General features: G+C 71.5%; 15 protein-coding genes, 2 pseudogenes and 2 riboswitches. Of the genes and pseudogenes, 4 read left to right on the top strand and 13 right to left on the bottom strand.

The genetic code is table 11. The annotated features are described in order from the left end of the window. Positions 1 to 17: 17 nt before the first annotated feature. From AMK33_RS31275 to AMK33_RS31235, 9 genes and pseudogenes are all read right to left on the bottom strand, one after another. Complete coding sequence (locus AMK33_RS31275) at positions 18 to 674, bottom strand: trimeric intracellular cation channel family protein (RefSeq protein ID WP_073936375.1); 657 nt, start codon at positions 672 to 674, stop codon at positions 18 to 20. A gap of 730 nt (positions 675 to 1,404) precedes the next feature. Further along, positions 1,405 to 2,434: pseudogene (locus AMK33_RS45305) on the bottom strand (ABC transporter ATP-binding protein); the annotation flags it as partial. Next, positions 2,431 to 3,432 carry an ABC transporter ATP-binding protein gene (locus tag AMK33_RS31265; protein WP_073936374.1) on the bottom strand — a complete coding sequence of 334 codons (1,002 nt, stop codon included), beginning with the start codon at positions 3,430 to 3,432 and terminating at the stop codon, positions 2,431 to 2,433. The gene AMK33_RS31265 and the pseudogene AMK33_RS45305, both read right to left, overlap by 4 nt. A 6-nt stretch (positions 3,433 to 3,438) precedes the next feature. After that, positions 3,439 to 4,398 carry an ABC transporter permease gene (locus AMK33_RS31260; RefSeq protein ID WP_073936373.1) on the bottom strand — a complete coding sequence of 320 codons (960 nt, stop codon included), beginning with the start codon at positions 4,396 to 4,398 and terminating at the stop codon, positions 3,439 to 3,441. 1 nt (position 4,399) lies between these two features. Further along, positions 4,400 to 5,404, bottom strand: a complete 1,005-nt coding sequence (locus AMK33_RS31255; protein WP_073936372.1) for an ABC transporter permease — start codon at positions 5,402 to 5,404, stop codon at positions 4,400 to 4,402. 107 nt (positions 5,405 to 5,511) lie between these two features. Beyond that, positions 5,512 to 7,185, bottom strand: a complete 1,674-nt coding sequence (locus tag AMK33_RS31250; RefSeq protein ID WP_073936371.1) for an ABC transporter substrate-binding protein — start codon at positions 7,183 to 7,185, stop codon at positions 5,512 to 5,514. 401 nt (positions 7,186 to 7,586) lie between these two features. Continuing rightward, entirely contained in the window at positions 7,587 to 8,336 is a 750-nt protein-coding gene (locus AMK33_RS31245; RefSeq protein ID WP_107425274.1) for an enhanced serine sensitivity protein SseB C-terminal domain-containing protein, read from the bottom strand. A gap of 312 nt (positions 8,337 to 8,648) precedes the next feature. Next, positions 8,649 to 9,428 (bottom strand): enhanced serine sensitivity protein SseB, encoded by a 780-nt coding sequence (locus tag AMK33_RS31240; RefSeq protein WP_073936369.1) that lies wholly within the window; start codon positions 9,426 to 9,428, stop codon positions 8,649 to 8,651. A gap of 69 nt (positions 9,429 to 9,497) precedes the next feature. Continuing rightward, positions 9,498 to 10,166: an AAA family ATPase gene (locus AMK33_RS31235; RefSeq protein WP_107425266.1), complete on the bottom strand. Its 669-nt coding sequence runs from the start codon at positions 10,164 to 10,166 to the stop codon at positions 9,498 to 9,500. A gap of 223 nt (positions 10,167 to 10,389) precedes the next feature. Next, positions 10,390 to 10,490, top strand: a riboswitch (glycine riboswitch). Then, a riboswitch (glycine riboswitch) is annotated at positions 10,491 to 10,621 on the top strand. A 74-nt stretch (positions 10,622 to 10,695) separates the two neighbouring features. On the opposite strand from AMK33_RS31235, the gene gcvT reads away from it, so the two are divergent. From gcvT to AMK33_RS31215, 4 genes are all read left to right on the top strand, one after another. Continuing rightward, the gene (gene gcvT, locus AMK33_RS31230; protein ID WP_073936368.1) at positions 10,696 to 11,814 is read left to right on the top strand and encodes a glycine cleavage system aminomethyltransferase GcvT; all 1,119 of its coding nucleotides are present in this window, start codon (positions 10,696 to 10,698) and stop codon (positions 11,812 to 11,814) included. Positions 11,815 to 11,929: 115 nt separating this feature from the next. Then, entirely contained in the window at positions 11,930 to 12,307 is a 378-nt protein-coding gene (gcvH, locus tag AMK33_RS31225; protein WP_073936367.1) for a glycine cleavage system protein GcvH, read from the top strand. Between the two features lie 14 nt (positions 12,308 to 12,321). Further along, positions 12,322 to 13,581 (top strand): serine hydroxymethyltransferase, encoded by a 1,260-nt coding sequence (gene glyA, locus AMK33_RS31220; protein ID WP_073936366.1) that lies wholly within the window; start codon positions 12,322 to 12,324, stop codon positions 13,579 to 13,581. Positions 13,582 to 13,782: 201 nt separating this feature from the next. Next, a complete protein-coding gene (locus tag AMK33_RS31215) occupies positions 13,783 to 15,150 on the top strand; it encodes an L-serine ammonia-lyase (protein WP_073936365.1) in 1,368 nt (455 codons plus the stop codon). A gap of 28 nt (positions 15,151 to 15,178) precedes the next feature. On the opposite strand, the gene AMK33_RS44800 is transcribed toward AMK33_RS31215, so the two are convergent. The 4 genes and pseudogenes from AMK33_RS44800 to AMK33_RS44790 all read right to left on the bottom strand — a co-directional run bounded on the left by AMK33_RS44800 (position 15,179) and on the right by AMK33_RS44790 (position 22,662). Continuing rightward, entirely contained in the window at positions 15,179 to 15,799 is a 621-nt protein-coding gene (locus tag AMK33_RS44800; RefSeq protein WP_443030945.1) for a DUF6236 family protein, read from the bottom strand. A 136-nt stretch (positions 15,800 to 15,935) separates the two neighbouring features. After that, positions 15,936 to 16,346: pseudogene (locus tag AMK33_RS44795) on the bottom strand (DUF6236 family protein); the annotation flags it as partial. Positions 16,347 to 16,471: 125 nt separating this feature from the next. After that, on the bottom strand, positions 16,472 to 17,104 hold the full coding sequence (locus AMK33_RS31205) for a type VII secretion system-associated protein (protein WP_107425265.1): 633 nt from the start codon (positions 17,102 to 17,104) through the stop codon (positions 16,472 to 16,474). A 17-nt stretch (positions 17,105 to 17,121) separates the two neighbouring features. Beyond that, the gene (locus tag AMK33_RS44790) at positions 17,122 to 22,662 is read right to left on the bottom strand and encodes a lonely Cys domain-containing protein (protein ID WP_158075151.1); all 5,541 of its coding nucleotides are present in this window, start codon (positions 22,660 to 22,662) and stop codon (positions 17,122 to 17,124) included. Positions 22,663 to 22,809 lie beyond the last annotated feature (147 nt).

Genomic DNA, 22,809 nt, shown 5'->3' with positions numbered 1-22,809 from the left:
TCTCGCGGCCCGCGGGACTACTCCTCCCGGACCGTCGAACGGCGGTGCCACGCGCGAGGGGCCCGCCAGTGGTAGCGCATCGCGAGGATGCGCAGCACGAAGGCCGTGACCACGGCGACGCTGCTGGTCCCCGCGTTCAGCACGTCGTAGCGGATGCACAGCGCGGTCAGGGCGGCGCCGACGATGGCCGGGACGGCGTACAGGTCGCGGTCCCAGCGCAGCAGCGACGGCACCTCGTTGGCGAGCACGTCGCGCAGCACACCGCCGCCGACCGCGGTGGCCAGGCCCAGACAGGCGGAGGCGGTCAGGCCGAGGCCGTAGTCGTACGCCTTGGTGGTGCCGACGACGCAGAACAGGCCGAGGCCGGCCGCGTCGAAGACGTTGACGCCGGTCTGGATGCGTTCCACGTGCGGGTGGAGGAAGAACACCAGGACCGTGGCGAGCAGCGGGGTGACGAAGTACCCCAGGTCCGTGAAGGCGGCGGGCGGTACGGCGCCGATGACCAGGTCGCGGAAGAGTCCGCCGCCGAGCGCGGTGACCTCGGCGAGTACGGCGATGCCGAAGACGTCGAAGTTCTTGCGGACGGCCAGCAGGGCGCCGGAGATCGCGAAGACGAAGATGCCGATCAGGTCGAGCGTGTGCAGGACGGACGGACTGAACAGTTGCTGGAGCACCCTTACATTCTCACCCAACAAGAACCCCTCGCCTTGTAAAGCAAGGCGAGGGGCGGTGTGAACTTGTCGTCCGGGAGCCCGTCGGGCGATACCCCGGACGCGGGCGAAGGCCCGGCCGACGGCCGACGGCTGCAGCCGTCGGCCGGCTATACGGCCTTCTCGGCGGCGCCGGCTTTCCCGGCAGCCTTGGCCTTGCCAGCAGCCTTGGCCTTGCCGGCGGCCCCGGCCTTGCCTGCCTCTTCCGCGCTCTCCGCCTTCGCCTCGGTCTCGGCGGCCCCGACGGTCTCGGCGGCCTCAGCCTTCTCAGCGTTTTCGGCCTTGTCGGCGCTCTCGGCCTTCTCAGCCTTGGCGGCAGTCGCGACCTTCTCGGCGGACTCGGCGTCGGCGGCGCTCGCGACCTCGTCGGCCTCGTCGGCCTCCTCCGCGCTCACGGCCTTACCAGCCTCATCGACGGTCGCGACCTTCTCGGCGCTCTCGACCTCGTCGGCCTTCTCCGTGCTCTCGGCGGCCTCGGTGGTCTCGGCCTTCTCGACGTCGTCGGCGCTCTCGACCTCGTCAGCCTTCTCGACCTCGTCGGCCTCGGCAGCCTTGTCGGCGCTCTCCGCCTTCTCCGTCGGCTCAGGCGTGTCCCCCTGCTCCGGTACGGTCTCCTGCTTCGGCGGGCCGGGCTGTTCCGGTACCGCCGGGGTGCCGGGGGTCTCGGGCGTCGGGTTGTCGTCCACACCCTCGCGGGTCGCCGACACGACCTCGCCCGTGGTCCGCTTCAGCGTCCCGGCCGCGATCTCGTCGGCGAAGTGGCAGGCCACCCGGTGGCCGCCGCCGATGTCGCGCAGTTCGGGGCGTTCGGTCGAGCAGCGCTCGGCCTGCGCCCACGGGCAGCGCGTGTGGAAGCGGCAGCCGCTGGGCGGGTTCGCCGGGGAGGGCAGGTCGCCGGTGAGCAGGATGCGCTCGCGCCTGTCCTCCACCTCCGGGTCCGGCACCGGCACCGCCGACATCAGGGCCTTGGTGTACGGGTGCTTCGGCTCGGCGTACAGCGCGTCGCTCGGTGCCTCCTCGACCAGCGAGCCCAGGTACATCACGCCGATCGTGTCGGAGATGTGCCGGACCACCGCGAGGTCGTGGGCGATCACCACGTAGGTCAGGCCGAGTTCCTCCTGGAGCTCGTCCAGCAGGTTGATGACCTGGGCCTGGACCGACACGTCGAGCGCGGAGACCGGCTCGTCGCAGATGATCACGTCGGGTTCGAGGACGAGGGCGCGGGCGATGCCGATGCGCTGGCGCTGGCCGCCGGAGAACTCGTGCGGGTAGCGCGAGAGCGCGTTGGAGGGCAGGCCGACCTTGTCCAGGATCGACTTGATCTTCTCCCGGCGCTCCTCCTGGTCCTTGCCGATGCCGTGGGCGACCATGCCCTCGGACAGGATCGACTCGATGTTCTGCCGGGGGTTGAGCGAGCCCAGCGGGTCCTGGAAGACCATCTGGAGCCGGCGCCGGAAGCGGCGCATCTCCTCGCCGGGCAGCTTCGCCAGGTCGGTGCCGTCGAGGACGACGGAGCCCTCGGTGATGTCCACCAGCCGCAGCACGGACCGCCCGAGGGTGGTCTTGCCGCAGCCGGACTCGCCGACCAGACCGTAGGTCTCGCCGGCCTCGACCTTCAGGGACACCCCGTCCACGGCGTAGACGTGGCCGACCGTGCGGTCGACGAAGATGCCCTTCTTGATGGGGAAGTGGACCTTGACGCCGTCCAGTTCGAGCAGGCTCATGCGGTGACCTCCTCGGCCTTCGCGTCGTCGAGTACGGGGTTGACGCACCGCACCTGGTGGCCGGCCGCACGCGGCTCGGTGAGCTGCGGGGTGCCGGTCAGGCAGCCCATCTCGTACCGGTCGCAGCGGGGTGCGAAGGCGCAGCCGTCGGCCCAGGCGATGCGGTCGTTGATGGAGCCGCGGATGGGCTTGAGGGGTTCGCCCCGGGGAGCGTCCAGACGCGGGATGGAACCCAGCAGTCCGTGCGCGTAGGGGTGGGTCGGGTGGCCGAACAGCTCACGGCGCCCGGCGGACTCCACGGTCTTGCCCGCGTAGAGCACGTTGACCTGGTCGCAGAGGCCGGCGACCACGCCGAGGTCGTGGGTGATCATCAGCAGGGCGGTGCCCTCCTGGTCCACGAGTTCCTTGAGCAGTTCCAGGATCTGCGCCTGGATCGTCACGTCGAGGGCCGTGGTGGGCTCGTCGGCGATGAGCATGCGGGGGGCGCAGGCGACCGCCATGGCGATCAGCGCGCGCTGGCGCATACCGCCGGAGAGCTGGTGCGGGTACTCCTTGAGCCGCCGGGTCGGGTCGGGGATGCCGACCCGGTCCAGCAGATGGGCGGCCTCCTTGCGGGCGGCCTCGCCCTTCATCCCGCGGTGGCGCTCCAGGATCTCGGTGACCTGCACGCCGATCGGCACGACCGGGTTGAGCGAGGACAGCGGGTCCTGGAAGATCATCGCCATCTCGCTGCCGCGCAGGTCGCGGCGGGCGGACGGGCTCATCGTGAACAGGTCCGCGCCGTCGAACTCGGCACGGCCGCCGATGGTGACGCCCTTGTGGGGCAGCAGACCCATCAGGGCCAGGGAGGTGACGGACTTCCCGCAGCCGGACTCGCCGACCAGGCCCACGACCTGGCCCTGGTCGACCTCGAAGGAGACGCCGTCGACCGCCCGGGACTCCTTGCGGCCGCGGCCGCCGAAGGTGATGGTCAGTTCGTCGACATTGAGCAGAGACATGGTGGTTCAGCCCCTCAGCTTCGGGTCGAGGGCTTCCCGCATGGCCTCGCCGAGGAGGGTGAAGCCGAGGGCGGTGATGATGATGCCGACGGCGGGGTAGACCGCCATCATCGGCGCGTTGTCGAAGAACCGCTGCGCCTGGGTGAGCATGACGCCCCACTCGGGGATGGCCGGGTCGGGGTTGCCGAGGCCCAGGTAGGACAGGGCGGCCGCCTCGATGATCGCGGTGGCCAGGGAGAGCGTGGCCTGCACGATCACCGGGCTGAGCGAGTTGGGGATGATCTGCGAGAGGACGATGCGCCGCTTGCGCACACCGAGGGACCTGGCGGCGAGCACGTACTCCGAGCTGCCCTGGGCCAGCATGGAGCCGCGCAGCAGCCGGGCGAACACCGGGATCTGGACGACACCCACGGCGATCATCACCGTGGTCAGCGACTGCCCCATGACCGCGGCGATGGACACCGCCAGCAGCAGCGAGGGCATCGCCAGCATGATGTCGATGAAACGCATGATGACGGAGTCGATGCGCTTGCCGGTGTCACCGCCGAGGGTGGCGAAGGCGCCGGCGAGACCGCCGATCACGAAGCCGATGATCAGACCGATCATCGTGGCGACGACGCCGACGAGCAGCGTCTGGCGGGCGCCGACCAGCATGCGGGAGAACATGTCCCGGCCTAGGTGGTCGAGCCCGAACCAGTTCTCGCCGCGCATGCCGACGAACTCGCCGCGGTTGGGGAAGACCTCGCCGCGCCAGGTCTGGGCGGTCGGGGAGAACGGGGCGACGTAGGGCCCGATGATCGCGAGGACGACGAACAGGGCGATGACGACCGCGCCGATGATCGCCATCTTGCTGCGCTTGAGGCGTCGGAACGCCTCCCGCCACAGGCTGGCGCCGGTGCTGGTCTCCTTGGTCGCGGCCAGTTCCGCGAGGCGCTGGATCTTGTCGGTCTTGGTGGCGACACTCATGTCAGTGCACCCGCACTCTCGGGTCGATGAGGCTGTACGCCAGGTCCACCAACAAGTTGATCAGGACGTATATCAGCGCGATGAACATGATGAACCCGACGAGCACGGGGTAGTCGCGGCCGTCGATCGCGGTCCGGATGAAGGAGCCGATGCCGCCGAAGGAGAACACGGACTCGGTCAGGACCGCGCCGGACAGCAGGGAGCCGGTGAGCAGGCCGACCGCGGTCACCACGGGGAGCATCGCGTTGCGCAGCACGTGCCGGGTGCGGACGACGCTCCGCTTGAGGCCCTTGGCCTCGGCGGTGCGGACGTAGTCCTCGTCCTGCACTTCGAGGACGCTGGCGCGGGTCATGCGCACGATGACCGCGAGCGGGATGGAGGCCAGGGCGACGGAGGGCAGGATCAGGTGCGTGATCGCGTCCCAGGAGGCGTCGAACTCCCCGGTGAGGATGCCGTCCAGGACGGCGAAGCCGGTCACGTCGGTGGCGTTGATGCCAGTGTCCTGGCGTCCGTAGCTGGGGAAGATCCCGAGCTGGACGGCGAAGACCTGCTTGAGGAGCAGGGCCAGGAAGAAGACCGGGATGCAGATGCCGACGAGCGATCCGGAGACCGCGCTGACGTCGAGCCAGCCACCGCGGTTGCGGGCCGCGAAGTAGCCGAGGGGCACGCCGACGGCGACCGCGATCAGGATCGCGAGGAGGGACAGCTCCACGGTCGCGGGGAAGCGCAGGACGAACTCGTCCCACACCGGCTGTCCGGTCTGGGTGGAGGTGCCCAGGTCGAGTTCGGCGATGCGCTTGAGGAAACGCCAGTACTGGACGTAGACGGGCTGGTCCAGCCCGAGCGCGCGGTTGATGCGCGCCACTTCGGCCTCGGTGGCCTTCTCCCCCAGGATCGCTGAGGCGGGCCCACCGGGCAGACGGTCGAGCCACAGGAAGAGCAGAACCGACAGGCCGAGCAGCGTGGGTATGAGCTGGAGCAGTCTTCGTACGACGAGACGCAGCACCCCGCATGCCCCTTTCTTGCGTGATGTCTTACATGAATGGACCCGCCCGGCCGCCGAGTTGCGACGACCGGGCGGACCCCCCGTTTCGGTTTCCTACCGCTGCTCGCCTACTTGAAGGACGTCTCGGCGAAGACTTCCTGCGTCAGCGGGGAGACGTTCGGCGGGTTCACGTTCTTGGCGAAGGCGATGGCCGGCGGGGAGGACGAGATCGGAACACCCGGCAGGTACTCCATGATGGCCTCGTTGGCCTTCTCGTACGCGGCGGTGCGCTCCTCGGCCTTGCCCATCTTCGAGCCGGCGTTCACGGCGTCGAAGACCTTCTTGTCCTTGAAGCCCCACTGCTTGTCGTACCCGGCGAACCAGGTGCCGATGAAGTTGTAGCCGTCGTTGAAGTCACCGGTCCAGCCGAGCATGTGCAGGTCGCAGGAGCCCGCCTCGGTGGCGTCGATGTAGTCCGGGGCCCACTTCATGGCCTTCGGCGTGACGGTGATGCCGGCCTTCTCCAGGTCGGCCTTCATCAGCTCGAACAGGTCCTGCGGGGCAGGCATGTACGGGCGGGTGACCTCGGTCGGGTAGCAGAACTCGACCTTGAGCTTCTCCTCACCGGCCTTCTTGAGGAGTGCCTTGGAGGCGGCGGTGTCGTACGGGTACTTCTTGACGTTCTTGGAGTAGCCCGCGATGGTGTCCGGCATGAACTGGTCGGCGACCTTGCCGCCCTCGGGCAGCTGGGTCTTGACCAGGTTCTCCTTGTCGATCGCCTGCGCGATCGCCTGGCGGACTTCCTTCTTCTTGAGGGCCTTGTTGGCCTCCTGGCTCATGCCCACGTAGAAGAGGTTGAAGACGCCACGGGTCGGGACGACGTAGCCCTCGTCCTCGAGGGTCTTGACGTCGGCCGGGGCGACGAGGTCGTAGCCGTCGATGTCACCGGCCTGGAGCGCCTGGCGGCGGCCCTCTTCGGTGTCGATGGTGCGGAAGACCAGGTTCTTGATCTTCGCCTTCTCGCCCCAGTAGTCGTCGAAGCGCTCAAGGGTGACTTCCTTGTTGCCCTTGTTCCACTTCGTGATCTTGTACGGGCCGGTACCGGCGACCGTGCCGGCCTCCTGGCTGTACTTGGGGTACGTGATGGCGTCGCCCTTGGCGGTCGCCTCCTCCTTCTCGTACTCCTTGAGGGCCTTCGGCGAGTGGATCGCCAGGGCCTGGAGGGAGAAGCCGCCGGGAAGGTTGGCGGAGGGCTCCTTGACCTCGATGACGGCGGTGTTCTCGTCCTTCGCGGTGCAGGACTTGTAGTTCGCCTCGGGCGTCTCCTTGTCCTCGTTCTTCGCGAAGCCGCCCATGATGGTCTGCCAGTAGTAGGAGACCGCGCTGGACTGGTAGGTGCCCGTCCAGTTGAACCAGTGGTCGTAGTTGGCGCAGACGGCCGCGGCGTTGAACGCCTCGCCGTCGTGGAACTTCACGCCCTTGCGGAGGTTGAAGGTCCAGACGGTGCCCTCGTCGTTGCTCGACCAGGTCTCGGCGAGGCCGCCGACCAGCTTGGTGCCGCCGGACTCGTGCTCGAGCAGGGCCTCGAACGCCTGGCGCGTCACGCGGAAGGTTTCACCGTCGCTCGCGAGGGCAGGGTCCAGGGAACCCGGGTCACCTGCACCGGCGAAGACGAAGGTGTCCTTCTTGCCGCCGCCGCTTTCGTTGTCAGCGTCCCGTTCGCTGGAGCAGCCCGTGGCGATCAGACCGACCGCCACCGCGGCCGTGATCGCCCGAGCGGTTCGGGACTTGAATATGCGCATACTGGGGCCACTCCGGGTCCGCTATGTGGATGCATCTTGACCGGCCGAACACTACAGACGTTCGCAGTCGGTCAGGAACAGTCCGGATAGCGGTGATACCTACCTGAGATCTGAACAGTTGACATAAGGGACGGTTCAGGCGTTCCCCCGTCAGGATTTAACCCGCCGGACACAGAAACGCCGTCGCGACGGTCGCCCAGGTGGCACCGGGGAAGCGTGAAGAACGGGTGAAACCGCAGGTGACGGGCGGTCAACAGGTAGTCGCTGAGCGCGCATGGCCGAAAATGTGGCGGGAAATCAGCGGCATGTGGCAGGCCAAGCGGACGCGGCGACTCCGGCCCCCTGACCCTGTCCACTCCGTGGACAGTGACGCCCCGTCAGTACGGCGGCGTCCGGGCCGGTCAGCCCCGGTGCGCGGGCGGGTAGCCGTAGGCCGCGGCGGGGGACGGCGCGGCGCCGTGGGCCTCGCGGTCGTAGAACGGGCGGGAGTTGGCGCGCAGCCACATCGCGACCGGGTCGTGCTCGTCGGACATCGCGACGGTCGACACGGGCAGTCCGTCCGGGACCGCGCCGAGGGACTGCTGCATCATCGCGCGTACGGCGTCCACGGCGGGCGGGGAGGTGTCGTACACGTCCAGGCCGATGGCGAGGTACGGGGCGCCCAGCGCGGGCTGCACCCAGGCGCGGCGCAGGGCGCGGACGGCCGGGGTGCGGTGGGCGTTCTGCGCGAGGAGGGCGTAGAACTGCGGGATCTCGATGGCCGGTTCGGACAGCCGCAGCGGTCCGGCGGGCTGGCGGTCCAGGCCGCCGGCGATCCGGCGCAGGTCCAGCCAGGGGATGCCGACGCCGCCGCCGGGGGCGTGCGGATTGAGCCAGAGGCCGTAACGGTCGGGGTAGAGCGCGCGGGCCACTTCGAGGCCGTCGACCACCTCGTACGACCGGTTCCAGCCGCTGGCGGACAGTTCCTGGGCGGAGGTGACGCAGGGGGCGTAGCCGAAGCCCTCGACTTCCATGTTTCCGTACTGGGCGTCCGGGGAGCCGGCCTGGCCGTGCCAGAGCAGCATCCAGACCTGGCCGGAGGCGGGGGTCGCGAGGGCGCGCAGCAGTGCCTCGTACGCGTCGTAACGCCCGGGCGTCACCTGGCGCAGCATGTGCTCGACCTGTCCGGTCGCCGCGGTGCCAGCGCTCACTTGTATCGCCCCTCCGTACCTCGCCAGCGGATGGACCTAGCTTAAGCCGACACCGTGCGGCGGGCTGCCTGGCTGCATTGCGGTGAGCTCGCGGGAGAGCTCGGGGCCGTGGCGCCGTGGGCGGGTGCGGGTTTGTTGTGGCTTGTCGCGCAGTTCCCCGCGCCCCTGGGGGGTTGGTCGCGCCCACGCGGCGGAGCCGCACATCGATACAGCCCCGCGCCCCTGGGAAGTTGCTGCGAGCGCCGTTGAGAAGGTGCGGGTGGGTCCGCGCCCCTACTGCCGGCGCTGGTAGAAGGGGTGGACCTTTGTGCGGAGCCAGTCGCCCACCGGGTCCTGGGCGATGTCCAGGACGATGAGGTTGACCGGCCAGGGGGACGGGGTTCGGCCGAGGGCTCGGCCCAGGGCGTTCAGGGGGAGGGTGCGGGCGTCGCCCTCCCATCGGGAGAGTTCCACGCCGATGAAGAGGACCGGGTCGGCCGTCTCGATCGCGGCGAGGCAGCGGCGGGCGGTGGTCACCACGCCGAGGGCGTCGAACTCCGCCGAGGCGGCGGCGAGGAAGTCCAGCGGGTCGTCCTGCCAGTCGGGCTCGAACAGCCGGACCCTGCCGCCGGTCGCCGGGCCGTCCAGCGGGGTGCGTCCGGCCCGGCACAGTTCGGCGACGGCCGGCGGCGGCAGCGGGATGCCGACCACGCCGCCGGGGTTCACCGCGATCCCGGCCTGCGGCGGCAGACCTCGGGCGAACTCCACGGCGGGCGCGATCGTGTACGGCATGTGGGAGCCGACGACCTGGCGGAACTGCTCCTCGGAGCTGAAGACGGGGACGTGGACCTGGCCGTCGATCTCCATGGCGGGCAGGTCCAGCGGGCCGCTGTCCGGGCCGCCGCCGTTCGGCAGCGGGACCCAGACGAAGCTGCGACCCAGCACCTCGACGATCCTGCCGCCCGCCGAGGGGACGCCGAGGGAGGCGGAGAGCACCTCCTCCAGCTCGTTGCCGGGCCATCCGCCGTGCGGATGGGGGTGCGTCTGTGCCGGGAAGTCCGCCGGGAAGTCCATCTGCCTACCGCCTGCTGCCTGGAACCGCTGCTGTGGCTGGAAAGGCTACCCGTCGGCCCGTGGAGCCGGTCAGCCCGTGAAGCCGACCCGGCGCAGCGCGTCCGCCGCGTCCCGGTCGATCAGGACCGCCGAACCCGCGCCCGCCGGCAGCGCGCCCCGCTCCACCGCGCGCAGCAGCCGTTCGCTCGCCGCGCGGTGGCGCAGGAACGCGTACCGGGAGACACCGCGCCCGCGTTCGCGCTGGCCGGCCAGGGCCTGCTGCGGGGTGACGTCGAGCAGCAGCAGATGCAGGCTCGCGCCCCGGCGACGGGCCTCGCGGGCCAGCCAGCGGCGCACCCAGGCCTGCGTACCGCAGTCGTGCACGACGACCGGCCCTCCGGTCCGCAGCACGCGGCGCAGCCCGGCGTAGTGGGCGAGGCGGACCAGCGGGCGGTAGACCGCGTACGGCAGGAGGCGCGGCATGCGGCCGTCCCAGCGGTCCCGGGTGTCCTGGGAGTCGACGCGGGTGCCGCGCACCGTGCGCCGCATCAGGGTGGACTTGCCGCTGCCGGGCAGCCCGGTGACCACGACGAGGTCCCGGGGTCCGAAGAGCAGGGCGCGCGGGCTGCGGCCGGCCCGTGCGCGCAGATCGCGGACTACGGGCGCCGGCAGCGCGCCGCGGGCCCGACGGGCCTGAGCGGCCGGCTGCTGGGGCAGCGTGACGCCCGTGGTGGTGGCGCACGCCGTGGTCCTGTTCACCGTGATCGTCCTCCCCTGGGGCCGGGTACGAGTACCGATCCCCGCCGAGTGTAAAGAGAAGGTAATGCCGGGTGTCTGTCGTTTCCGTCCGTTTCCTGAAACAGGCTTGTCACAGCCCCCTGTGACAGTGCCCGCACACCCTGTGCACCCCCTGGGAAGGGTCCCCCTGCCGCGCCCCCGCAATGCGTGCAATGATGTGCGCGCCAACTGCATACCGGCCGTTTGAATCCGCGCGGGAGAGTCCCCGGCACCGTTTGCCGCCGGGGCGCCGAAGGAGCAAGTCCCTCCCTTGAATCTCTCAGGCCCCGTTACCGCGCGGGCGAGGCACATCTGAAAAGCGGGCCGCCGAAGGGCATCAGCAGTGCTCCGGTGGCTCCACCCAAGGTGCAAGCCAGGACGCCCCTGCGTGGGCGGTCATGGCGAACCTCTCAGGTTCCGATGACAGATGGGGAGGAAACGTCCTCGCCATCCCCCACGCTCGAATGAACTCGCGCGGGAGGGACCCCCATCGCCTTTGGGAGACCGACCGATGAGCAGTACCGAACCCCGCCGGACCGCGCTCGACGCCCTGCACCGTTCGCTCGGCGCGACGATGACCGACTTCGCCGGCTGGGACATGCCCCTGCGCTACGGCTCCGAGCGCGACGAGCACAACGCCGTCCGCACCAAGGCCGGCCTCTTCGACCTCTCGCACATGGGCGAGATCACCGTCACCGGACCGGGGGCCGCCGCGCTCCTCGACCACGCCCTGGTCGGCAACATCGGCAGCGTGAAGCCCGGCCGCGCCCGCTACACCATGATCTGCCGCGAGGACGGCGGCATCCTGGACGACCTGATCGTCTACCGGCTGGACGACGCCGAGTACATGGTGGTCGCCAACGCCTCCAACGCACAGACGGTGCTCGACGCGCTCGTCGAGCGCTCGGCCGGCTTCGACGCCGAGGTCCGCGACGACCGCGACGCCTACGCGCTGCTGGCCGTGCAGGGCCCCGAGTCCCCCGGCATCCTCGCCTCGCTCACCGACGCCGACCTGGACGGCCTGAAGTACTACGCCGGTCTGCCCGGCACGGTCGCCGGGGTGCCCGCGCTCATCGCCCGTACCGGCTACACCGGCGAGGACGGCTTCGAGCTGTTCGTGAAGCCCGAGCACGCGGTCGAGCTGTGGCAGGCGCTGACCAAGGCCGGCGAGGGCGCCGGTCTGGTTCCCTGCGGGCTGTCCTGCCGGGACACGCTGCGCCTGGAGGCCGGCATGCCGCTGTACGGCAATGAGCTGAGCACCTCCCTCACGCCCTTCGACGCCGGTCTGGGCCGGGTGGTGAAGTTCGAGAAGGAGGGCGACTTCGTGGGCCGTACGGCGCTCACCGAGGCCGCCGAGCGTGCCGCGTCGCAGCCTCCGCGCGTCCTGGTCGGCCTGGTCGCCGAGGGCCGCCGGGTCCCGCGCTCCGGGTACGCGGTCGTGGCCGGCGGCGAGGTGATCGGCGAGGTCACCTCCGGCGCCCCCTCCCCGACGCTGGGCAAGCCGATCGCGATGGCGTACGTCGACGCCGCCCACGCGGCGCCCGGCACCGAGGGTGTCGGCGTGGACATCCGCGGCAGCCACGAGCCGTACGAGGTCGTGGCGCTGCCGTTCTACAAGCGGCAGAAGTGACACCGTCGTAGACGACTTTCCGCGCGTGAGGTGAGCGCGTCGTGCCTGCTCACCGGCGCCGCACAGCAGTCCCCTCCCTCATCAGCAGTCCCCCGCGTACAGGAGAATCCAGGACATGAGCAACCCCACGCAGCTGCGTTACAGCAAGGAGCACGAGTGGCTGTCGGCCGCCGAGGACGGCGTGTCGACGGTCGGTATCACGGAGCACGCGGCCAACGCGCTCGGCGACGTGGTCTTCGTCCAGCTCCCCGCGGTCGGTGACGGCGTGACCGCGGGCGAGACCTGCGGCGAGCTGGAGTCGACCAAGTCGGTCAGCGACCTGTACTCCCCCGTCGGCGGTGAGATCACCGAGGTCAACGAGGACGTGGTGAACGACCCGTCGCTGGTGAACTCGGCCCCCTTCGAGGGCGGCTGGCTGTTCAAGGTGCGCGTCACCGACGAGCCGGCCGACCTGCTGACCGCCGCCGAGTACGACGCCTTCATCAAGGGCTGAGGAGCCGTAGCCGCATGTCGCTTCTGAACACGCCCCTGCACGAGCTGGACCCGGCCGTCGCCGCCGCCGTCGACGCCGAGCTGCACCGCCAGCAGTCCACCCTCGAGATGATCGCCTCGGAGAACTTCGCCCCGGTCGCGGTCATGGAGGCCCAGGGCTCGGTCCTCACCAACAAGTACGCCGAGGGCTACCCCGGCCGCCGCTACTACGGCGGCTGCGAGCACGTCGACGTGATCGAGCAGATCGCCATCGACCGGGTCAAGGAGCTCTTCGGCGCCGAGCACGCCAACGTGCAGCCGCACTCGGGCGCGCAGGCCAACGCCGCCGCGATGTTCGCGCTGCTCAAGCCCGGCGACACGATCATGGGTCTGAACCTCGCGCACGGCGGGCACCTGACCCACGGCATGAAGATCAACTTCTCCGGCAAGCTCTACAACGTGGTCGCGTACCACGTCGGCGACGACGGCCAGGTCGACATGGCCGAGGTCGAGCGGCTCGCCAAGGAGAGCAAGCCGAAGCTGATCGTGGCCGGCTGGTCGGCGTACCCGCGTCAGCTCGACTTCGCCGCGTTCCGCCGGATCGCGGACGAGGTCGGCGCGTACCTCATGGTCGACATGGCGCACTTCGCCGGCCTGGTCGCCGCGGGCCTGCACCCGAACCCGGTCCCGCACGCGCATGTCGTGACGACGACCACGCACAAGACCCTCGGCGGCCCGCGCGGCGGTGTGATCCTCTCCACGGCCGAGCTGGCCAAGAAGATCAACTCCGCGGTCTTCCCCGGCCAGCAGGGCGGTCCGCTGGAGCACGTGATCGCCGCCAAGGCGGTCGCCTTCAAGGTGTGCGCCACCGAGGACTTCAAGGAGCGCCAGCGCCGCACCCTGGAGGGTGCCCGCATCCTGGCCGAGCGGCTGGTCAAGGACGACGTGAAGGCCGTGGGCGTGGACGTGCTGTCCGGCGGCACGGACGTGCACCTGGTCCTGGTCGACCTGCGCAACTCGGAGCTGGACGGCCAGCAGGCCGAGGACCGCCTCCACGAGGTCGGCATCACGGTCAACCGCAACGCGATCCCGAACGACCCGCGCCCGCCGATGGTCACCTCGGGGCTGCGCATCGGTACGCCCGCCCTGGCCACCCGCGGCTTCACGGCCGAGGACTTCGCCGAGGTCGCGGACGTGATCGCCGAGGCGCTGAAGCCGTCCTTCGACGTGGAGGCGCTCCGGGCCCGGGTGACGGCACTCGCCGCGAAGCACCCGCTGTACCCCGGTCTGAAGTAATTTCGTACGCTTTCATACGTACGGACATCAGGGGCATCGCGCACACTGGGTCGGTGGGCGCGGTGCCCCGCACCGTGCACCGCCGCATAAACGATCCCTCTCTTCCGATCCCCAGACCTTCCGATCCCCAGACCTTCCGATCTTCTGAACCACCCTTTCCCGGTGGACAGCGTCGTCCGCCGAACCCTTAGGAGTCCTCCCGTGGCCATCTCGGTCTTCGATCTCTTCTCGATCGGCATCGGCCCGTCCAGCTCGCACACGGTCGGCCCGATGCGGGCGGCCCGGATGTTCGCCCGGCGGCTGCGCAACGAGGACCTGCTGGACTCGGTCGCCTCGGTCCGGGCGGAGCTGTACGGCTCCCTGGGCGCCACCGGACACGGCCACGGCACGCCCAAGGCGGTGCTGCTGGGCCTGGAGGGCGACTCGCCGCGCACGGTGGACGTGGAGTCGGCCGACGAGCGGGTGGAGAAGATCAAGGACGGTGGCCGGATCCGGCTGCTCGGCGAGCACGAGATCGCGTTCTCCTTCGACGACGACATGGTGCTGCACCGCCGCAAGGCGCTCCCGTACCACGCCAACGGCATGACGCTGTGGGCGTACGACGGTTCCGGCGCGGAGCTGCTGACCAAGACGTACTACTCGGTCGGCGGCGGTTTCGTCGTGGACGAGGACGCGGTGGGCGCGGACCGCATCGTGCTGGACGACACGGTCCTGAAGCACCCCTTCCGCACGGGCGACGAGCTGCTGCGCCTGACGCGGGAGACCGGCCTGTCCATCTCCGCCCTGATGCTGGAGAACGAGCGCGCCTGGCGGAGCGAGGAGGAGATCCGCGAGGGGCTGCTGGAGATATGGCGCGTGATGCGGGCGTGCGTGGACCGGGGCATGTCCCGCGAGGGCATCCTGCCGGGCGGCCTGAAGGTGCGCCGCCGCGCCGCGAACACCGCGCGCAAGCTGCGCTCCGAGGGCGACCCGCAGGCCCTCGCCATGGAGTGGATCACCCTGTACGCCATGGCCGTGAACGAGGAGAACGCGGCCGGCGGCCGGGTCGTCACCGCCCCGACGAACGGCGCGGCCGGGATCATCCCCGCCGTCCTGCACTACTACATGAACTTCGTGCCCGGCGCCGACGAGGAGGGCGTGGTCCGCTTCCTGCTGGCGGCCGGCGCGATCGGCATGCTCTTCAAGGAGAACGCCTCCATCTCCGGCGCCGAGGTCGGCTGCCAGGGCGAGGTCGGCTCCGCCTGCTCGATGGCGGCGGGCGCGCTGGCGGAGGTGCTGGGCGGCTCCCCCGAGCAGGTGGAGAACGCCGCCGAGATCGGCATGGAGCACAACCTCGGCCTGACCTGCGACCCCGTCGGCGGCCTGGTGCAGATCCCGTGCATCGAGCGCAACGGCATGGCCGCGGTGAAGGCGGTCACGGCGGCCCGGATGGCGATGCGCGGCGACGGCTCGCACAAGGTGTCCCTGGACAAGGTCATCAAGACGATGAAGGACACCGGCGCGGACATGTCGGTCAAGTACAAGGAGACGGCGCGGGGCGGGCTCGCGGTGAACATCATCGAGTGCTGAGGGGGCGGCCCCGCCCCGCGCGTCCCGCTCACACGTCGGCGCCGACGCTCCGTCGCAGGGCGCGTCCGATCCGGCGCACCGCGGTGGTGGGTCTCAGCCCGCGTTCGACGCGCAGGAGGAAGCTGACCGGGGATGCGGCGAGTGCCGCGTCGCGCTGTCTCCGGGCCCCGCCGAGGACGCCCACGGCTGTCGCGCCGACGCCGGCCACGATGCCCGCCGCGCTGCCCGCCATGGTGCCGCCGACCGTGCCGATCAGTCCGCTCGCCAGGGCCGCCGAGGTGGGGGTGTCGAACGTGGTGCTGACGGAGGTGGTGATCGTCTGGAGGCCGACGCCGTTCATGGCCTCGCGCAGCTTCACCAGCTCGACTTCGAAGTCCTTGTGCACCGCCTGCCGCACGTACGTGTCCAGTGCCCGCCGACTGCGGATGCCGGCCAGTTCCTCGCGCAGGTCCGCCGCCGTCCGGGCGATGGCGTCCATGTAGGCGAAGAACTCCGGTTCGTACTTCTTGCGGAGTTCCACGATCTTCTCGGCGGGCACCACCGCGAGCCGTGCGGGGAGCACGCACCGCACCGACAGGACCCCGACCCGCCCCGCCAGGTCGCCGGTTCCGACCGGGGCGGGGGCCCCGCCCAGGAGGACCGCCGCCATCCGCTCGGCGTCCCAGGGGTCGACGGCCGTGTGGGCGGCCTCCTGGTCGGTGACGGGGAGGAAGGCGGTGCGGCCCCGCGAGTTCGGCGGTCAGCGCGCACTTGTAGACCCAGGCGAGCGCCGGGTCCATCCCCACCCACGCGTGGTGCGCGTCATGGCTGACCGTGTTGCGCACCCGCCGCACCGCCAGTCCGGTACCGAACAGGGCGTCCCTCAGCTCCGGCGACATCTCCCCCGGGTACAGGCCCGCCAACGGCCGGCCCCCGGTCGAGAAGAAGCGTGCCTGGTCGCCCACGGGTGCCGGTGTGCCGGGCGGCGAGGGTTCGGCGTTCACCACGTCCACGGTGTCCAGGGCGCCGGCGCCCTGGACACCAAAATGGCTCCGCAGCTCCTCACCACGCTCGTCCACGAGTCGCAGCAGGTGCCGTGACGCAGCCTCGACGGCCCCGGCGGGGTCGATGTCCTGGACGAAGCCGAGGTCGTCCCGCAGGACACGGACGTGGTCCGGGTCCGAGACGCGGAAGCCCCCGGGCACCACGCGGGCCATCTCCGGCAAGTACAGCGCGGCGGCTTTGATCCACGCCGGATCACGGAAGTGGACGTACGGGTAGTACAGACCGGTGCGCTGCACGGACACGCTCCTTCGTGGAAGTCCCCGAGCCCTGTGGGCCGTCACCCGGTGATGTTATGAGGACCAGGTGTGCCGCCCGGTTGTGTTCCGCCCGTGATCGTCTCCCCGAGCCGATCGGGCTCCAGCACGCTGCCCACCGGGCCGGCCGGGTTGACGTAGAACGCGTGGCCCGGGGGCAGGCGGTCCAGGAGGGCCGGGACGGTGACGCGTTCGAAGGCGAAGCCGCCGACGCTGTGGAGGTGGGACGAGGAGGTGAAGACCGGGACCACGAGCCCGCCGTCCTCCACCGCGGCGGTCACCAGGGATCCGTCCGGCAGGGTCAGCACCGCCACCTCGGCGGTGGCCAGGGCGCGCAGGACGTCCTCGGGCGGTCCGTAACCGGTGACGGCGAGCTGGAGGGCTCTGTCGACGTCGTCGGTGGGCTCGGGCCAGCCGAGCGACTCCGGGGAGGGACGGTACGCCTCGTTGTCCTCCCACTCCTCGATCTCCCCGGTCGCTCCCGTGCGCCAGCGGCCGACCACGACCCGGTCGGGCGGGACGCCCTCGCCGTCCCAGCCGGGGTCGATCATGCTGATCCAGTGGTCCGGCGCGAGCCGTGCGGCCTCGACGATGTCGTCGGGGGGCGTGGGCATCATCGCTGTCCCGCTCCGGTCACTCGGCTCGTCGGCTGCCATCCGTCCTCCTGCTTCGCCTACTGGGCATCCGGATCACCTGTCCCGAGGGGCGGCAGTCCGAGGATCTCCCGGAACCGGGCGGCGAGGCGCGCGACCGTCCGGGGGTCCGTCCCTTCCGCCGCCAGCAGGTCGGCGAGCCGGCGCACCGCGTCGCGGTACGCCTCCGCCGCGTACCGCCAGTCCGCGAGCACGGAGTCCGCATCGCCCGGCAGGAGCAGCCCGAGGGCCGTGCTCCACGCCTGGACGGCGTCCGGGCCCGGGGTCGCGGTCTCGAAGGCCGTGAACGCCGAGCGCCAGATCCGGCGCGACACCGCGGCCGCGACGGCGTCGAGGGCGTCCGGCCACGGGCCGGGGCGGGCCAGCAGCAGCCGCACCTGGTCGAGCGGTGCCAGTCCGCCGCCCCGCACGCCTCCGCCGAGCTGTGCCTCGACGTCCATTCCGGGGGTGATCTCGATGTCCGCGTCCCTCAGTTCGGCCAGGGTGACGGTCTCGGCGCCGGTGAACCCCGGCGGGGTGCCGGGCAGGTCCTCCGCGCTCACCTCGCCGGCGATCCACTGGCGCCGGGCCTCCTCGGACGGCGGCGCCTGGAGCGGGAGGTCGTCGCCGGCCGTGATGACGTCGGGGGCGGGGCCGGAGGGCTGGGCCGCGGGTCCGGGCGCGGGCGGACGGGTCTGCGACCAGTGGGCTCCCGTGTCGTCCTGGGGTGAGGTCAGCACGAGGAGGCTCTCGTTCACCGTCGGCCGCCGGTCGAGGAGCCGGAGGGGCCGCGTCGGCAGCCACACCGTCCGGGCGGCCCCCGTCCGGGCGGCGATCGCCTCGGCCAGGCCGGCGTCCCCCGTCCCCGCTCCGACGGGGACGACCGTGACGTCCCGGTCCAGCTGCGCCAGGACGGGGTCGTGGGAGAGCAGTTCGGCGATCTCCTCGTAGGGCACCGGGCGGGTGGTGCCGTCCGGCCAGGGCATGTCGACCTGTCCCGGGGTGGTGCCGCTCATGTCCAGTACGTATCCACCGGGGTGGTCGCTCTTTCCGGCACCCTTCCGGTGCCAGGGCGCCAGGGCCCTGCGGCTGTTGCCCAGGCCGCCGTCGGGTGAGATCACGTAGCGGTCCGCCCACATGCGGCTCGGGGCGGGCTTCCCCGTCCAACTGCGGCCGGCCTTCGTCCCGTTCACGGAGGTGATGAGGGTGCGGTCGTCCAGCGCGCCGTGGCGTTCGAGGTCGTACGCGGCGAGCGCGGTGGGGTCGTAGGCGTCGCGGCCGAGGGCCGCCGCCGTGGCCGCCATCAGGAGGAGGTCCGTCCGCAGGGCCTCGTCCCGCGGGTTCTCGCCGGTGGTCAGATGGAGCGCCTTCGTCGTCAGGGCGTCGGGGTCGGGATGGTTCTCCACGCTCTCCACGGCCTGGACCGTCGCCCACAGCGCGTTCTGCCGGTCGGCCGCGGTGACGTGCGCCGATGTGCGCAGTCCCAGCACCTGGCGGGTCCACCGGTCCGGATCGTGGCGGCCGATCAGTTCGCGGGCCCGGTCCACGGAGGGCAGGGGGGCGAAGTCGGGCAGTGCGGACCGGGGGTCGGTGGACAGGCGCGCCGACGCGGCGTCGAGCATCGTCCGTACGTCGTCGGGGTCCGGCGGCGCGGGCCGGGTGCCGGGGGCGGTCGTCAGGCCGTGGTGCGCGCGGGTGACCCGGTCGAGCAGGTCGAGCGTCAGCTCCCCGTACTCCCGCAGGTTCCCGTCCCCGCGGCGCATGACCTCCAGGGCGCCGATGCCGCGCAGCAGTCGACGGTACGTGCCGGCCGGGTCGTCCCCGTCCTTCTCCACGTCGACGCCGAACGTGGCCCTCAGGGCGCGGACCAGTCGCAGTGCCGTGTCCCGGGCCATGGCCGGGGTGAAGTCCGGGGAGGTCTCCAGGCCGGCCTGCGCGGCCAGGGCGTCGAGTTCGTCCGGGGTCGGTTCGGGGCGCAGCCTCACCATGTCCACCGGGTCGTTCGCCGGGGTGGTGCCGATGCCGTGGTCGTACAGCTTTCCCTTCGCGTAGCGGCTCAAGTGCTCCCTGTCCGGGGCGTAGACGTCGCGCCGTGTCGAGTTGGAGACGTCCTGGGCCGCCGACGAGACGGCGAGCGGGTCGGGGACGAACGGGCGGCTCCGCTTCAGCGCGGCGGCGGTGTACCCCTCCGGCCCGCTCCCCCAGCAGGACAGGAACACGATGGGGGTGTCCCGGTCCAGCCGGGTCACGCTGGGGCGCCGCCGGAGGTAGCCGCCGGTTTCCGTGCCCCGGACCGGAACGTTGTTCTGGAACATGTTCTCGACCATGAGGGTCTGCCCCGGCAGGCCGTGGACCAGGAAGAAGTAGGGCTTGCGGCCCTTCCACGGCACCGGCCGGGGATTCCCGACCGGCTCACCGGTGACCGGGTCGTAGACGGACCACTCCGTCGACCGGACCAGATCCTGGAGCCACGGCTCGCGCCGGAGCAGGTCGGCGCCGTTGACCACCGCGCGGCCGACGGGCCGGCCCTCGTCGGTGAGGGTGACCGACTTGACGTCCGCGTCCCGGAGGGTCTTCCCGGCGATCGTGCGCAGGACGCCTTCCCCGGGTTCCGGCCGTCCCTCGTCCGGACCCAGGTCGTCGGGGTCGCTGGCGATCCACTCGCCCATCGGCTCGCCCATCGGCTCATCCGCCGACTCGCCCGTCGACTCGTCGCCGAGGGACCGGTCGTCGGTCACCTCGATGCGGTGCCGGCCGGTGTCGGGGTGCGGCTTCAGGGCGGCCTCGCCGCTGTGCGACCACAGCGTCCGGTCCGTCCGGGCCGCGGCCCTGCGCGGCATGTCCAGTCCCATGGCACCGGCGTTCGGCGAGACGAGCACCACCTCGGCGGTGTCCTCACGGCCCGCCAGTTCCGCGTCCTGCGCGAGCAGTTCGGTGAACTCCTCCGGCGAGAGCCGCCACCGTTTGCTGCCGTCCGGCAGGGACAGCCTGACCTTGGTGTGGTCGCCGTCCTTCGTCCCGATCACGTACGGGAGGGGAGCACCGGGCCGGCGTGCCCACGGTGCCGGCCGGGGGCTCCGGTCGTCGCCGTCCACCACGTCGTACGAGGAGACGTCCAGGTCCTGGGCGGGCCGGCCCGTCCAGTTCCGGCCCAGCGGGGTGCCGTCGGGTGCGGTCAGGCGGGTGGCGTCGGACAGCAGGCCCTGCCGGCCGAGGTGGTACGCGGTCAGCGACGCCGTGCTGGTCGCCCGGCCGGCGGCCATCGCCTCGGCCGTCAGCTCGTACAGCCGGCGTACGCGGTGCGACAGGTCGTCGGCGTCGAAACGCACCGGGGCGGGAGGGGCGTCCGTGGACTCGCCGTCCGTATCACTGTCCGAGTCGCTGTCCGAGTCGTCGTCCGAGTCGGGGTCGTCCCCGGGGTTGTCGTCGAGGTGCAGGAGGTTCCCGGCGAGCCGGTCCGGGCCGGTGAAGTAGTCCGGCCGGCCGAAGTCCTCCGGGCTCAGTTCCGCCAGCCGGGCGACGGCCTCCGACAGGGGGGAACGGTCGACCGTGACGACCGCCTGCCGTCGTGCCGCCCGCCCGGTGGCGCCGTCGATCGGGCCGACGGCGCCGATGTCCCGGCCGCCGCTCTCCGTGACGACCGTGAAGTCCTCGGCCCGGACCGGGCCGCCGCGTACTTCCGCGACGTCGCGCACGCTCTGTTCGTTGAGCTCCAGCTGACGCCTGATCTCCTCGAGGAGGAGGTCGCGCACGGCGTCCGCCCGTTGCCGGCCGACCGTCTCGGCGTGCTCGACGGCGTCACCGGACAGCGCGAAGCGCGGGCCGTTGCTGTAACCGGTGACCGTGATCGTGGGGAGCCGGAGACCTGCCCTGAGGTCCCGCAGGCCGGACAGCACGATCTGCTCGGCCAGGTCGGCGAGCTGCCTGCGTTGGTCCTGGTCGGTGATGTCCCGGTGGCGGTGCTCGAAGGCGACCCGGGAGCGGGACGGGGGAGGCGCCGGGGCGGGGCCGGCGTCGTCCGGCGTCGCCGTGCTCGCGGCCCGGTCGTCGTCGTGCAGGTCCTCCTCGGCATCGGGTTCCGGCCGGGGTGCCGGGCCGTGCTCGCCGGGGCCCAGGGCGGCCGTCTGCGTCTTCGGGGGCTCCGGCGCGGGCGGGGGCGGGGGGAGGGGCGCGGCGGTCTTCACCTGGTCGGTCCGGACGACGACGCCCAGCCGGTCGCTGAACAGGGCCGCCACGTTGGTCAGCCAGTCGGCGGCCTCCGCGGCGTCCAGACCCGGGCGGACCGTCTCGCTCATGTAGCGGCCCGACTTGTCGTTCACCACCCAGGAACGCAGTCTCCCGCTCCAGCGGAACTCGCCGGACACCCGGCTGCGGCCCGGCAGCGTCCGGCCGGCCGTCCTGCCGCCGTCGTCGACGAAACCGGCGGCGATGCCGGTGTGGCCCAGCCCGTCGAGCGTCCTGCGCAGCGTCTCCGCCGTCAGGTCGGGGTCCTTCTCCCGCATCCCCGCCAGCAGCGCGTCGAACTGCTCCGGGGTGACGATCCCGCTCAGGTCCTCCGTGCCGAGGATCACCCGCCCGTCGTCGGTGACCGTGTAGAGCCACACCGCGTCGCGGTTGCCGGTGATCAGCAGGTCGGGGTCGACCTCGTCCAGCGGCACCCACAGGGGGTTGAGCCGTACGTCGCCGTCCTGGTCGCGTTCCTCGTCCTTGATCCGCTTCGGGAGGACCGGGTCGCCGAACCGGTCGCGGGCTCCGGCGTCGCTGCCGTCGTAGTGGTTGACGCCGTTGTAGTAGACCTCCGTCTGCCGCGTGGCGTTGTCGGGCCCGGCAGCGCTGACCCGTCGGGGGCCCTCCGGGAACGACCGCACCACGTCGACCCGCAGGTCGAACGCGTGCGCGGCAAGGGGCAGGAAGATCTCCCCCTCCGGCGTCCCCCAGCGCTGCTCCCAGTGGACGACGGCGTCCAGGAACCTGGCCAGTTCCGTGTCGTCCAGCGGCGCGGCGCTCTGTGTGTAGGCGGTACCGAGCAGCCGGCCCAGTGCGGTGTCGTCGAGGTCGCGGGGCGTCGGCAGCAGGTCGTGCTGCCCGAGGTACTCGAACATCTGGCGCGGGCTCAGGTCCTCGGCCTCCGCCTCCAGTACGGCCCTGGCGTCCTGCGGGGAGACGCCCGGGCGGGCGGGCCCCGACGCCATACGGGCGTCGACGTACCGCCTCAGCAGTTCGGTGGGGTCGAGGGCCTCGGGGACGGGGACCCGCCGGACGCCGTGGTGGGCGAGGAGGGCGAGCCTCCCGGCCCGGTTCATGCCCTGGACGCGGGTGGCGAACTCGTCGGCGACCGTCTGCCGGAACTGGCCGATGATCTGCGGATGCAGCCGTCCCGCGCTGCGGCGCACGTACTCCTCCACGTGGGACCGCATGGCGCGGAGGGCGGTCCGCGAAGGGCCGGCCCCGGTGCCGGACCCGGCCTGCCGGCGCAGTTCGCCGCGTACCGAGTCGGGGTTCCCGAGCCAGTCGTAGGCGGCGCGGTCGGTGGCGGCGAGGCCGCCCAGACGGCTGCGGATGTGCACGGGGTCGCCGGCCATGAAGGAGTACAGAAGGCACTCCCCCGTACCGGGCACCGGCACCCGACGACCCGGCGCCCGACCGCCGTCGCTCTCCGACCCGACGTTCTTCTTGCCGTCCCCTTGGGGCGGGTCCGGCTTCGGCTCCGGCTTCGGCTCGGGCTTCGG

The sequence above is a fragment of the Streptomyces sp. CB02400 genome (genome assembly GCF_001905725.1).
Classification (GTDB): Bacteria; Actinomycetota; Actinomycetes; order Streptomycetales; family Streptomycetaceae; genus Streptomyces; species Streptomyces atrovirens.
This window is presented reverse-complemented; position numbering and strand designations above follow the sequence as displayed.